At 50.3% G+C, this 14,166-nt stretch carries 11 protein-coding genes; 6 read left to right on the plus strand and 5 right to left on the minus strand.

Annotated features, from left to right (window positions below):
- Positions 1-49: 49 nt before the first annotated feature.
- The 6 genes from ACYVEA_RS12440 (at position 50) to ACYVEA_RS12465 (ending at position 7,108) form a co-directional block, all read left to right on the plus strand.
- On the plus strand, positions 50-2,389 hold the full coding sequence (locus ACYVEA_RS12440; protein ID WP_461113744.1) for a glycoside hydrolase family 3 protein: 2,340 nt from the start codon (positions 50-52) through the stop codon (positions 2,387-2,389).
- Between the two features lie 78 nt (positions 2,390-2,467).
- A complete protein-coding gene (locus ACYVEA_RS12445; RefSeq protein ID WP_461113745.1) occupies positions 2,468-3,397 on the plus strand; it encodes a sugar phosphate isomerase/epimerase family protein in 930 nt (309 codons plus the stop codon).
- Between the two features lie 117 nt (positions 3,398-3,514).
- A complete protein-coding gene (locus ACYVEA_RS12450; protein ID WP_461113746.1) occupies positions 3,515-3,916 on the plus strand; it encodes a hypothetical protein in 402 nt (133 codons plus the stop codon).
- A gap of 477 nt (positions 3,917-4,393) precedes the next feature.
- On the plus strand, positions 4,394-5,932 hold the full coding sequence (locus ACYVEA_RS12455; protein WP_461113747.1) for a tetratricopeptide repeat protein: 1,539 nt from the start codon (positions 4,394-4,396) through the stop codon (positions 5,930-5,932).
- 113 nt (positions 5,933-6,045) lie between these two features.
- Complete coding sequence (locus ACYVEA_RS12460; RefSeq protein WP_461113748.1) at positions 6,046-6,612, plus strand: porin family protein; 567 nt, start codon at positions 6,046-6,048, stop codon at positions 6,610-6,612.
- A 154-nt stretch (positions 6,613-6,766) separates the two neighbouring features.
- Positions 6,767-7,108: a hypothetical protein gene (locus tag ACYVEA_RS12465; RefSeq protein WP_461113749.1), complete on the plus strand. Its 342-nt coding sequence runs from the start codon at positions 6,767-6,769 to the stop codon at positions 7,106-7,108.
- A 166-nt stretch (positions 7,109-7,274) separates the two neighbouring features.
- Here ACYVEA_RS12465 and ACYVEA_RS12470 read toward each other — a convergent pair whose 3' ends face one another.
- From ACYVEA_RS12470 to ACYVEA_RS12490, 5 genes are all read right to left on the minus strand, one after another.
- Positions 7,275-8,444 (minus strand): aldose epimerase family protein, encoded by a 1,170-nt coding sequence (locus tag ACYVEA_RS12470; RefSeq protein ID WP_461113750.1) that lies wholly within the window; start codon positions 8,442-8,444, stop codon positions 7,275-7,277.
- A 171-nt stretch (positions 8,445-8,615) separates the two neighbouring features.
- A complete protein-coding gene (locus ACYVEA_RS12475; protein ID WP_461113751.1) occupies positions 8,616-9,314 on the minus strand; it encodes an L-ribulose-5-phosphate 4-epimerase in 699 nt (232 codons plus the stop codon).
- A 15-nt stretch (positions 9,315-9,329) separates the two neighbouring features.
- On the minus strand, positions 9,330-10,871 hold the full coding sequence (locus tag ACYVEA_RS12480) for an alpha-N-arabinofuranosidase (RefSeq protein WP_461113752.1): 1,542 nt from the start codon (positions 10,869-10,871) through the stop codon (positions 9,330-9,332).
- 105 nt (positions 10,872-10,976) lie between these two features.
- Positions 10,977-12,473, minus strand: a complete 1,497-nt coding sequence (araA, locus tag ACYVEA_RS12485; protein WP_461113753.1) for an L-arabinose isomerase — start codon at positions 12,471-12,473, stop codon at positions 10,977-10,979.
- On the minus strand, positions 12,466-14,136 hold the full coding sequence (locus ACYVEA_RS12490; RefSeq protein ID WP_461113754.1) for a ribulokinase: 1,671 nt from the start codon (positions 14,134-14,136) through the stop codon (positions 12,466-12,468). Before ACYVEA_RS12490 ends, araA begins: the two co-directional genes overlap by 8 nt.
- Positions 14,137-14,166 lie beyond the last annotated feature (30 nt).

Genomic DNA, 14,166 nt, shown 5'->3' on the forward strand with positions numbered 1-14,166 from the left:
CCAACGCAGGAGGAATGACAAAAAAAATTATCAATTTAAATCTATAACTATGAGAAAACGAACTATCTACATCGGTGTACTGAGCTTGGTCTCCGCATCCGTTACGTTCGGCCAGAACTGGGCTGAAACCAAAGTAGGCACCTGGACGAAGGTCACGAATAAGGGTGGTCAAACGCTGGGCTATTCACCAACATCAGGCATAAAATTACTGACCGACAAAGGGTTGGCGTTCAAAGACCTGAACAGGAACGGGAAATTAGATAAGTACGAAGACTGGCGATTGCCCGTTGATGCGCGCGCTAAAGATCTGGCGTCGAAATTAACTGTCGACCAAATTGCCGGGCTGATGCTCTACAGCAAACACCAACCCATTCCGGCTGCGGCAGGCGGACCTTTTGCGGGTACGTATGGCGGGAAAATCTTCGCGCAGAGCGGGGCCAACGTCTCCGATCTGTCGGATCAGCAGAAGGAGTTTCTCAATAAAGACAACCTGCGGCATGTACTCATTACATCCGTGCAGAGTCCCGAAGCGGCTGCCGAATGGAATAACAAAGCACAGGCACTGGTCGAAGGACTTGGTGTAGGAATTCCCATAAACAGCAGTTCGGACCCTCGTCATGGCACGCGTGCTGATGCCGAATTTAATGCGGGGGCGGGCGGTGCCATTTCCATGTGGCCCGGCTCGTTAGGGCTGGCCGCTACGTTCAATCCCGACCTGGTGCAACGCTTTGGTCAGATTGCGGCCACAGAATATCGTGCCCTGGGCATTGCTACGGCCCTTTCTCCCCAGGTCGATCTGGCCACTGATCCGCGCTGGAACCGTGTTAGTGGTACGTTCGGTGAAGACCCTAAACTGGCTACCGACATGGCCCGCGCCTATATCGACGGTTTTCAAACATCGACCGGAGCCAATGAAATTACGGGCGGCTGGGGCTATCACAGTGTGAATGCAATGGTGAAACACTGGCCGGGCGGTGGTTCGGGCGAAGGCGGTCGCGATGCACACTACGGCTACGGCAAATACGCTGTGTATCCGGGGAAGAATTTCCAGACGCACTTTCTGCCGTTTCTGAATGGCGCGTTTAAGTTGAAAGGCAAAACGGGCATGGCGTCGGCCGTGATGCCCTATTACACGATTTCGTTCGATCAGGACAAGAAATACAACGAAAACGTGGGTAACAGCTACAACAAATATATTATCAACGATTTGCTACGTACCAAATATAAATACGATGGCGTTGTCTGCACCGATTGGCTCATCACCGCCGACGAAACCGCTGTTGACGTATTTCTAACGGGCAAATCGTGGGGTGTCGAAAAGCTATCGGTGGCGCAACGGCACTACAAAATCCTGATGAATGGGGTAGATCAGTTTGGGGGCAACAACGAATCCAAGCCCGTGACAGATGCGTATCAAATGGGCGTTAAGGAACACGGGGAAGCCTTTATGCGGACGCGGTTTGAGCAGTCGGCTACGCGCTTGCTACGTAACATCTTCCAGGTTGGGCTGTTTGAAAACCCGTATCTAGATCCGCAGGTATCGCAGAAGTCGGTAGGAACGGCTGAGTTCATGAAGGAAGGGTATCAGGCGCAGCTGGAGTCCATCGTGATGCTGAAAAACAAAGCGAAAGCCTTGCCGCTCACGAAGGGCAAAACGGTTTATATCCCCAAACGCTTTACGCCAGCGGGCCGCAACTTCCTCGGCATGGACATCCCCGAAAAACGGGAGTATCCTGTCAATCTGGCGATCGTAAAGAAGTTTTTTACTGTAACGGACAATCCCGCCGAAGCCGATTACGCGCTGGTGTTCATGCGAAGTCCGGATTCGGGTGGTGGCTACAGCACTGCCGATGCGAAAGCGGGTGGCACTGGCTACGTTCCTGTCAGTCTGCAATATGGCGACTACACCGCTCAGGGGACTCGTGATCCGAGCATTGCCGGGGGCGATCCGTTGGAGAAATTTACGAACCGGACTTATAACGGAAAAACGGCCAAAACCATCAATACTAGTGATTTAGATATGGTCAAAGAGACGTTTGCCCAGATGAAAGGCAAGCCCGTGATTGTGGCCATACAGGTTTCGAACCCTACGGTTGTCGGGGAGTTTGAAAGCCAGTCGAACGCTGTGCTGGCTCACTTTGGCGTACAGGATCAGGCATTGATGGACATCCTGACGGGTGTGCATGAACCATCGGCCTTGCTGCCCATGCAGTTTCCCGCCGATATGAAAACCGTAGAAACCCAGGCCGAAGACGTGCCGCGCGACATGAAATGCTACGTTGATTCTGATAGAAATTCATACGATTTTGGTTTTGGTCTGAACTGGAAGGGCGTTATCCAGGATGCCCGCACGGCGAAGTATAAGCAGTCGACGCTGAGTCTAAAGTAAAGGATCACCATTGCATTTTGTCCTGCTGATGCAGCGGGACAAAAAAACAACCTGATAAAAATAGTAACTAATTCTACAATGAATTCAACGCGACGCCAGTTTTTAGGACAGCTTGGCACCTTGGCCGCTCTGCCCTTATTACCTTCATTTGATGTTATCGCGGCTCCGAAGCCCCTGTTCTTTAGTATTTCACTAGCGCAGTGGTCATTACATCGCGCCTTGCTTAAGAAGGAAACGACCACGCTTGATTTCCCGGTCAGAGCCCGTCGTGATTTTGGGATAACGGCTGTCGAATACGTAGATCAGTTTGTTAAAAACGAACCGGATTTCCTTAAAGAATTACTCAAACGTAGTAAAGACGAGGGCGTCACGAATCACCTGTTGATGATTGACACCGCCGGGAATTTGGTAGACGCCAATGCTGCTAAACGGGCCGTTGCTATTGATAAACATTATGCCTGGGCCGAAGCCGCTAAATTCTTAGGTTGTAAAACCATTCGAGTGAATCTGCAAAGCAAAGATGCTGCCGATGAAGTACGTAACCGAGCCATTGAGAGTATGGGCCGACTCGCCGAACGTACTCGCTCGTTGGGCATCAATGTCGTCGCAGAGAATCACGGTGGGCATTCTTCGGACGGTAGCTGGATGGCATCGGTAGCCAAAGCCGTTGACAAACCCAACTGTGGCTTGCTGCCCGATTTTGGCAATTTCTGTCAGTCGCATGATTGGGGCAGTAGCGAAAAAAAATGTGACCAATTGTATGATCGCTACAAAGGTGTGGCCGAAATGCTGCCCTATGCCAAAGGTGGTGTGAGTGCAAAAAGTTACGGGTTCAATGCACAGGGACAGGAAACCAAGATCGATTATGGGCGAATGTTAAAACTGGTAAAAGCAACAGGTTTCAAGGGCTATATTGGTGTCGAATTTGAGGGCGAAGGCATGGACGAAGTGGAAGGTATACGTCGAACAAAGGCCTTACTGGAATCAGAAGGAGGTAAAATCGGGTAAAGTGAAATTCCTCGTTTTCGCGCGCCAGACCTTGTTAGTTGTTTAACGGATAGAAAGAAGGCGGGCAAACATCTTTACAACTACATCGGTTTAGTTACTAACTGAATTTTTGAACAGATGAAAACGATCAATTTTGTAGCCATTGCGCTTTTGATAACCTTGTCGGTAAGTTCGTGTACGCCGAAAATGACGTTCACTACGTCTACTATCGTTCCGTCTGCGACGGGGGAGGTAAAAGTGAAAAAGGATAAAAACAAGAATTACATCATTGATGTAAATGTGATAAATCTGGCTGAACCTCAGAAACTTACGCCTGCCAAAACCACCTACTTAGTCTGGATGGAATCCCGCGAGAGTCGAACCAAAAAGTTAGGTCAGATCATGCCCGCTTCCAAGTTGCTTAAAGCTAGTTTAAGTGCAACCGCCACGGATGAACCGACCGATATTTTCATTACCGCAGAAGATAACGTTGATATTCAATACCCAGATGGCCCAATTATATTAACTACTAAAAAGTGATGTAGTGGGCTTTTTAAGCAAAAATGGAACGGGGTGACAGGTTTAAACCTGTCACCCCGTTCCATTTTTTGAACCGGTTGTCAGTCCTTTAAAAACGCATGTTGGCTTTAAGGGACTTTGGTTAGTAGGTTCGATTATAAAGAAGCTGTTTAAAAACAGATTTTCCTGACTACCAACGTGACTGCTCGTCCATTTACTAAAAATATGGCCGCTTTCCCAAGGCCGGTTTATATCTTAGGTGCATGCTCGGGTCATGCCGTGGAGAGATCAGGGCTATTCTCAGGACAGTACTCATACAACCAGATCATTATGAAGCGTCGAAACGTTTTCCATCTAACGTCAGTAGCTGCCCTCCTTGCGATATTCTCGGGATTCAATTCAGCAATTAGTCCAGTTTTGGAAAGGAGAGAGGGCATCATACCTCTTTGCGGATCTGGATGGGATGGCCGTGTTGATCAAATGGGAAACGGGAAGTTTATGATTCCCTTGCCGGGCTGGGGTAACCATTCCTATAAGATTTCTACGACTAGCGACAGTGCTCAGTTTTATTTTGATCAGGGCCTGACCATGTATTACAGCTACCATACGAAGGAAGCTATGGCTTCGTTCAAAGAAGCGGCTCGCCTTGATCCAACTTGCCCGATGGCCTGGTGGGGGCAGGCTTTGGCGGGCGGACCTTTCTATAATGCGGCTCATTTGTACACGGTTCCTCCGGGTATGAGTGCTGTGCTGGCACGCATGAATGACCTGTCCGCTACCGCTAGTCCGAAAGAAAAAAGGCTGATTCAGGTGATGAACGCCCGATACTCTGCCGATCCTGCGGATGCAGAACGGAAAAAACTCAATCAGGATTATGCTACCGCCACCAGGCAATTGCTGACTGAATTTGACGATCCGGATATTAAAATGCTTTATGTGGATGCGATCATGCTACTGCACGCCTGGGATTTCTGGACGCCTGATGGTACACCGAAAGCCTGGACTCAGGAAGTCGTAGACCTCACCGGGAACGTACTGAAGCAGAACCCGAATCATCCGGCGGCTTTGCATTATCAGATCCACCTTACCGAAGCGTCCCGCCATCCGGAAGTGGCTTTAGCCAATGCTGATAAGCTCAAAACACAGCTTCCGGGCGTCGGGCATATGGTCCACATGGCGAGTCATGAGTACCAGCGGAATGGGCTTTTCGAACAGGGAGTACTCGTTAATGACAAGGCGGATGAAAACCTTGTACACTATGATTCACTGGTAGCAAGCCTTGGTCTGGTGAAGCATTCGCCCCATTATTTTGCGGTACAGACGTATTGCGCCCTGACCGGTGGCATGTATCAAACGGGCCTGAAAGACGCCCTGCGCTGCCGTAAATCCGTCGCTCCGGTAGCCGCGAATCCCTACGATCAATACCTCTATATGCTCCCATCGCTGACGCTGGTCAGGCTGGGTAAATGGAATGAAATCTTGACCTCAGAGAAACCATCTGAAAACTGGGGCTATGCCATGCTGCTGGATCATTTTTCACGCGGCATGGCGCTTGTCGCTACTGGAAAACTGGCGGAAGCCCAACAACAGCGGCAACTGCTCGCCGAACGATTGAAGGACCCCATTCTTGAAAAGCGACGGATTCCGTTCAATGCTCCGCTGCCCGTGGCTCGCATTGCCGATCATATTCTGGATGCTTCCATCCTTTTTGCTGAAAAAAAACAGGAGCAGGCCGTGGCAAGTCTTCATAAGGCGATCCTCATTGAAGATCAACTGATTTATACCGAGCCGAGTGACTGGCCCTTGCCCGCCAGGCAGTTTCTAGGCGCTTACTTGCTTAAAATGAATAAGTTAAACGAAGCCGAAGCGGTGTATCGTGAGGATTTGGTTCATCATCCGGGGAATGGCTGGTCTTTGGTGGGTCTTCATAAAGCACTTAGTTTGCAAGGCAAAAACGCTGAACTGCCGAAAATTAAGGCGGGCTATCAGAATGCCTTTTCCAAAGCAGAGCATATCCCCGCGTCGTCTGTCTATTGATTTTTATCAGCGTATCGTTGATCGGTTAGACGTTAAAAAGCCTTAAAAAACCTGACCCTTTACAACCGGGCTCGTCTACTACGTATCTCACTGGTAAACAAACGGTGTTTACTATGAAACGATATTTAATACTGGCAGGCCTGGCATTACCCTTGGGTGGAGTCGCGCAAACGTTGATCAAAAACAAGCAACAGGACTTATTAGGGAAGGGACATGTTAACGTAGGGATGAACGTTGGACAGGGCTATCGGGGTAATTATCCAACGACCCGGTATCTGTCACCGCGCATCCAGTATTTCCTCACAGATGGCTGGTCTATTGCTGCGGAGGGACGCCTGCTTAAGGCAAATTCGGTTTACGATCTAACGTACGTAGGTGGAGGGGTGTCGACCCGATTTTATTTTGTGAGAGGCAAACGGTTTGCGGTGTTCGCTCAGGCGGGGACGGTTTATGGACAAAGCAAATACCACAAATGGGACCCTACGGATGTTGACGCGTCTTTAAAAAATATACCCAATAGCAACTGGCAGACAAACGCGGGAGTAGGGGTTCATTACCGATTAGGCAAACGCTGGTCAATCGAAGCCATTGCTGAGCGGAGCTGGCTACCAACGTCTTACCTGACGCCCGATTATAACCGCTGGCAGACCAGTATTGGCATTAATTACCGGCTGAAATAATCGGATGTTTTATGAGCTTTTAAGCTTTCCAGAAGGTCGTATCTGTAATTTGCACCCTCATAAAAAAACTGCTTTGCGAAAGATCCTACCGGGTTAATCTGTAGGACGTGAAGTTGAAAAAAGCTAGGCATAAACACGTATCAGATCAGAGACAATGAAGCGAATGCTCGCAGCTTTTACACTTATAGGGTTAACTTCGGGGTGCGGAGGGAATAATTGCGAAAGAGATGCCGACAATTACCGACCCAGGGAATGCGCCATCAAAGTAGTGTCACGAGACTTCAAGTGGCATTGGTTCAGTATCTCGGGTACGAATGCCACTGATGGAACCCAGAATACGTATTCTGATCTGGGCAGCTGGTATCCTCTATTTACGGAGCACATTGCCATAGGTGATACGGTGATTAAGCGTAAGAATGAACTTGTGTTCTATGTCCACAAAAAAGACACCGTTCTGGCGTTCCCTTTTGAATGTGAAGGCAAGGTCTTCAAATAAGTTAGCGTCATTTAAATTATGATATGTGGAATCTATTTAAAAAGATTGTTTTCTGTAGCTTTTACGCATAATCCCCAACCCCCTGAAGGGGGCTTTAGCTGCGAATAGTCGAGCAAAGCCCCCTTCAGGGGGTTGGGGGTTATGCGTAAAAGTTAATTAAGATACGTTACTCTTTTTTAGTCGAGAACTGATAGATCGTTGTGGTTTTGTAGGTTTCGCCAGGACGTAGTGTTGTCGTTGGAAACGTCGGGTGGTTTGGTGAATCGGGGTAATGTTCCGTTTCCAGGCAGAGCGCGTACCGTTTTTTGTAGGGGAACCCTTCGCGGCCAACAACTGTACCATCCAAAAAATTGCCCGTGTAAAACTGGATCGCAGGTTGGGTTGTGCGAACTTCCATCAGGCGGCCACTGGTGGGTTCGTAGACCGTAGCGGCCAGTTTCAGCGAGTCGGCAGGACCATTCAGGACCCAGCCATGATCGTAGCCACCACCGTATTTAATCTGGGTATCGGTTGAGTCGTTGATGCGCTTACCAACAACGGTTGGGTTCGTGAAATCGAAAGGTGTATTGGCTACGTCCTGCAATTTGCCGGTTGGAATCAGGGTTTTGTCAACCGGTATGAGTTTGTCAGCGTTGAGCGATACAACGTGGTCGAGGATGTCGCGTTTGGCGCCACCTGTCAGGTTGAAATACGTGTGATTCGTCAGGTTAACGACGGTTGGCTTATCGGTTGTAGCCTGATAATCAAGCTTCAGCGCATTGTCTTTTTGCAGGGTATACGTTACTTCAACCGACAGATTGCCGGGATACCCTTCTTCGCCATCTTTCGATGTGTATTTGAGCTTAAGCGCGGGTTCGTCGCCGTCAACGGGCGTAGCGGTCCAGAGTACTTTATCGAAACCCACTTTGCCACCGTGCAGGTGATTGCCAAAGTTATTGACGAAAAGGGTATAGGTTTTTCCATCCAGCGTGAATTTCCCTTTGGCAATCCGATTGCCGTATCGACCAATCAGCGCTCCGAAATACGGGTTGTTCTTCACATAGCTCGACAGCGAATCCTGGCCCAACGTAACGTCTTCAAATTTGCCATTCTTGTCGGGCGCTGTCAGCGACACGATAATGCCGCCGTAGTTGGTGATTTGGGCCGTCATGCCAACTGCGTTACGTAGCGTGAACAGGTCTGCCGTTTGTCCGTCGGGTAGTTTGCCATATGCCGTTTTTTCGATGCCCGGTTTTTGCTCGCTGGTATCTTTATCGTCTTTCTTGGAGGAGCAGGAATTCATAGTTAATGCGCCCGTTAAAAGAGCCAGAGATAGTAGTTGAGGGAATAATTTCATGAACGAATGCGGGTTTTGGGGAGAGAGTAAGTAAACGTGTTTTCGTGTTAAGATCGTACCTACGCAGACACGTACAGGAAAAGGATATGGTACCCCATTAATACTTACAGTTTTTGTCTACAGCCGTGCCACGGTTCTGAACCATGGTACGGCTGTAGACAAAAAACCGACTTAACAACCCTGGCCGTAGTAGGCGTTGACACCGTGTTTGCGCTCGTAATGTTTCAGGCGTAACGAGTCTTTAATGCGGGGTGTATTGGGGTTGATCTGGAGCGTTAGATAGGCCATACGGGCTACTTCTTCGAGTACGGCCGCGTTATAAACGGCTTTTTCGGCGTCTTTACCCCAGGTAAACGGCCCGTGGTTTTGCAGAAGGACCATTTCCATTTCCTTGTACGACAAACCTTTCTCGGCAAAGACGTTGAAAATCTGGTTACCGGTTTCGTATTCGTAATCCCCCTCGATCATCTCATCTGTGAGGGCAGGGGCACAGGGAATGTCCTGATGCGTATGGTCGGCGTGGGTCGTTCCGAAAATAGGAATGTCGAGCCCGGCTTGCGCCCAGGCCACGGCGTAGGTGCTATGTGTGTGCACGATGCCACCAATCGAATCCCAGGTTTTATAGAGCGACGCGTGGGTTTTGGTATCCGACGACGGCCGCATTTTTCCTTCAACAATCTGGGCATCATAATCGCAGATCACGATGTCGTCGACCGTTAATTTTTCATACGGCACACCGCTGGGCTTAATGGCAAACACGCTACGTTCCCGATCAACCGCGCTGACATTGCCAAACGTGAATAGCACCAATCCCAGTTTGGGGAGCTGCATATTGGCCTCGAAACATTCTTCTTTTAAGGTCGTGTACATGGCTTAATGAGTGAATTACATTTCCAGAACTACCACCGACACGGGCGGCAACGTAACGGTCAGGTTGTCGCCGTTTAGTTTGGCTCCGGTAAAAGGTGCGGGCTTGATTTTATTCGGGTTATCGAACGTATTGTGGTCCTGCATTTTGGCCGATGCCAATATCCGGCCCGTTACGCCCGACGCTTTGATCCCTTTTAGATTGACCGAAATTTCCTGCGGTTTGTTGGCGTCGATGTTCACGAGAGAGATGTGAACTTTACCCGCTTTATCGCGCGATGCTGATACCGAAATGGCCGGTAGTTTCGTATCGCCAACGGTATAATCGTCTGATTTTACATCAATAGGAATCAACGTAGCGTCCTGGTGCACATTGTACATTTCCAGTACATGGTAGGTTGGCGTGAGCAGTAATTTCTCTTTATCGGTCAGAATCACCGCCTGCAATACGTTGATCGCCTGCGCCAGATTAGCCATGCGTACCCGCTCGGCGTGTTTGTGGAAAATGTTGAGCGTCATACCGGCCAGCATAGCATCGCGCATGGTGTTTTGCTGGTACAAAAACCCAGGATTTGTGCCGGGCTCTACGTTGTACCACGCACCCCATTCGTCTACAATCAGGGCTACCTTTTTCTGCGCATCATACTTGTCCATAACGGCCGAGTGTTTTTGAATCATCTCGTCCATCTTATACGCTTCTTTCAGGGTTCGGGCATACTCGCTTTCGGTGAAATTAGTGGCCGATCCTTTTTTGCCAGCGTCCCAGCTAAACACCGAATAATGGTGCATCGCCAGCCCTTCGAGCATGTTCACCGGAATATTTTTCATGAGCGTTTCGGTCCAGTTGTAATCGTCGTCACTGGCGCCCGAGGCAATCCGAAAAATCTTTTCAGTGCCCACTTGTGAGTTCATGAACGTACTATATTGTCGGTAAATGTTGGCGTAGTAATCGGGTTTCATGTTCCCTCCGCATCCCCAGGCTTCGTTGCCTACGCCCCAGAACCGTACATTCCACGGTTTCTCGCGACCATTCTGCTGCCGTAAGTTTGACATCGGGCTGTTCTTCTCGAAGTTGACGTATTGCACCCACTCGCTCAGATCCTGCACCGTTCCACTCCCTACATTGCCCGCCAGATACGGTTCTGTACCTAATAACTCGCACATATTCAGGAAGTCGTGCGTACCGAAGCTGTTGTCTTCCGTAACACCACCCCACCATGTATTTACAATTTTTGGCCGTTTTGCTTTTGGCCCGATCCCATCTTTCCAGTGGTATGTATCGGCGAAACAACCGCCCGGCCAGCGTAAATTCGGAATCTTGAGTTTTTTCAGCGCGTTTACTACGTCCAGACGTACCCCGTTTTTGTTCGGGATTTTGGTGTTGTTTTCACCCACATAAAATCCTTCGTAGATGCATCGGCCCAGGTGTTCGGCAAAGTGACCGTAGATATGGCGGCTAATGACGGTTTTTCCTTCATCGGCGTTGAGCGTTACTTTGTTCTGCGCGGAAGCAATGAGCGTCAGGCAGGCAAACGCAAGGGTTGTTAGTTGTTTTTTCATAGGAAAGGTTTGGGGTACTAATTAATTGATCGCCGGGTTTAAACCCCGCGCAAGTGAACCACATTGTTGCATTGCGCCGGGTTTTAATCCGGCGATCAAATAATATCAATACGACCGGTAGGCCGCTTCGCTCCAGCGGAGTTCGTTTTTCAGTTGACGCAGTTTGGTATCCCGGTCAATGACGACCAGTTCAACCCCGAAAATATCGGCGAAATCTTCCATGTATTCCGTTGTCAGGTTTTGGCTGTAAACGGTATGGTGCGCCCCTCCGGCCAGAATCCAGGCAGCGCAGCCCGTTTGCATGTCGGGGAGGGGTTTCCAGATGGCACGGGCCACAGGTAGTTTGGGCAACGCTTCAGGGACGTCTACCGCTTCTACTTCGTTGACCAACAGCCGGAACCGGTTACCCATGTCGATGAGTGATACGTTAATGGCTGGCCCGGCGGGTGCATTGAACACCAGCCGAACAGGATCGGCTTTGCCGCCAATACCTAATGGATGAATTTCGCACGACGGCTTACCAACGGCAATGGATGGGCAGATTTCGAGCATGTGTGATCCCAGCACCAGCGGGTTAGCCGGATCAAAGTGATACGTATAATCTTCCATGAATGAGTTGCCGCCGGGCAAACCAGCCGCCATCACTTTCAGAGTCCGTACCATCGCCGACGTTTTCCAGTCGCCTTCACCCCCGAAACCGTAGCCGTCGGCCATCAGGCGTTGCGACGGAATACCGGGCAATTGCGTCATGCCGTGTAGATCTTCGAACGTATCGGTATAGGCAGAGAAGTTACCGTCTTTCAAAAATGCCCGTAGCCCGATTTCAATTTTTGCCGCGTCACGTAACGAACTGTGTTGTGCCCCGCCTTTTAATAGCGATGCCATAAGTGTGTAACTGTCAGCATATTCGGTCACTAATTGGTCGACCTCCGCATCTGTCACCTGATTGATGACTGCCACCAGATCGCCAATGCCGTGCGTGTTTACCGACATGCCGAACGTCATTTCAGCGGCCACTTTGTCGCCATCGGTTACAGCCACCTGCCGCATGTTATCGCCAAAACGCACGACTTTCATGGTCTTTAACTCATAGGCAGCTACGGCCACCCGTGTCCATGAAGCAATTTTTGCAATGACATCAGGCTGCTGCCAGAAACCAACCACCACTTTTCGGTTCAGACGCATGCGCGACATCATGAACCCAAATTCCCGGTCGCCGTGGGCCGACTGATTGAGGTTCATGAAATCCATGTCAATTTCGCCCCAGGGAATGTCGCGGTTAAATTGCGTATGGAGGTGAAGCAATGGCTTTTTCAGTGCGGTCAGCCCCCGAATCCACATTTTGGCGGGCGAAAAGGTGTGCATCCAGGTGATAATGCCCACACAATTCGGTGCTACGTTGGCTTCCTGACAAATGGCGTAAATTTCGTCGGGTGTCTTCACGACGGGTTTGAAAACGACCCGTACGGGAACCTGTGGAGCATTACCCAGAAATTCGGCAATTATAAGCGAGTGGGCATCGACTTGTTTCAGCGTTTCTTCGCCGTACAGGTGTTGGCTGCCGGTGACAAACCAGACTTCAAATTGTTTCAGATCAAGCATGCTGCGTTGCAAATTGGGAACTGTTAACTTGTTTGTTTTCAATAAATTCGCCCAGCGTCAAGTATTTTTGGTAGAGCGTTTCGTAGGTCGCAGCCTGTGCTGGACGAGGGTAATATTCTGCATCGAAGCCCGAGCCCATCGCTTTCTGGGCAGCTTCCATGGTTGGATGGATGCCAGCTGCAACGGCCGCGCACATGGCTGCACCCAATGCACACGCCTGATCAGCGCTGGCCACTTGTATGGGTTTGTTCAATACGTCGGCGAGGGTTTGCATCACAAACGGCGACTTTTTTGCGACACCTCCAATGGCAATCACTTTTTTGATGGGGACGCCTTCCTCAATAAATCGGTCCACGATACTGCGGGATCCGAAGGCCGTAGCCTCCACCAACGCTTTGAAGATTTTGGCTGAATCCGAACCAAGGTTTAGCCCGGCAATCGCTGCCTTAAGCGTGTGATTAGCGTCGGGTGTCCGGCGGCCGTTGATCCAGTCGAGCGCGATTATGTCCTTCTCCGTAACGGGTAACTTAGCTGCCTGATTCGACAAATGCGGGATAAGCTGACGGCTCAACGTATCGGCCGCTTCGTTGCCCAGTAATTCACGTACCGGGTTGACTATCAAACCAGCAAACCAGGCATAGACGTCACCAAAAGCGGATTGGCCGGCTTCCAGTCCAAGCATGCCCGGCGCTACCGACCCGTCCACCTGCCCGCAGATTCCCCGAATGAGCCGATGGCCAATTTCCTTGTTGGGCGCCATTAGAATGTCGCAGGTAGACGTACCGATGATACGCACGAAGGCATACGGCTCGATTTCGGCACCAATGGCACCCATGTGTGCATCGAATGCGCCAACTCCGATTACGACATTGGTAGAAAGCCCTAATTTCTCCGCCCATTCGGCCGAAAGAGTGCCCATCGATTGATCGGCGGTGTAGGTATCGGTGAATAGTCGATCACGTAGTCCACTTAGTAGCGGGTCAAGTTTTGTTAAAAAATCATCGGATGGTAAGCCGTCGAACTCACTGTGCCACAGGGCTTTGTGTCCAGCCGCGCAGCGCGACCGACGTAGCGTCAGCGGGTTGGTGTTACCGGTAAGTACTGCCGAAATCCAGTCGCAATGTTCGACCCAGGAAAAGGCGTGTTCCCGAACGGCTTCATCGACACGTAGCGTCCGTAACATCTTGGCCCAGAACCACTCCGACGAATAAATTCCTCCTACGTATTTCGTATAATCGACATCCCAGTGATGCGCCAGTCGGTTGATTTCCTCCGCTTCGGCGTTAGCCGTATGATCTTTCCAGAGAATAAACATCCCATTCGGATTCTCGGCGAAATCGGGACGTAGTGCCAGCGGCAGGCCCGTTTCATCGACTGGTCCGGGCGTCGACCCTGTCGTATCAATCGAAATGCCAACGACCTGCTGCCGAACGTCGGCGGGGGCTTGCGCTAACGCTCCGTTGATCGTTGCTTCCAGCCCTTCGAGATAATCGAGCGGGTGCTGGCGAAATTGCGACGTAGCCGGGTCGCAGTAAAGGCCTTGTTTCCATCGGGTGTATTCGTGTACGTGCGTGCCAACGGCTTGTCCCGTCTGGGCATCAACAACCAGCGCCCTGACAGAATCGCTACCGAAATCCACACCGATTACATATTGGTTTTTCATGGGGTAAGGGTGCTTCCCTGATCGGAAGTT

The sequence above is a fragment of the Spirosoma jeollabukense genome (assembly GCF_054777855.1).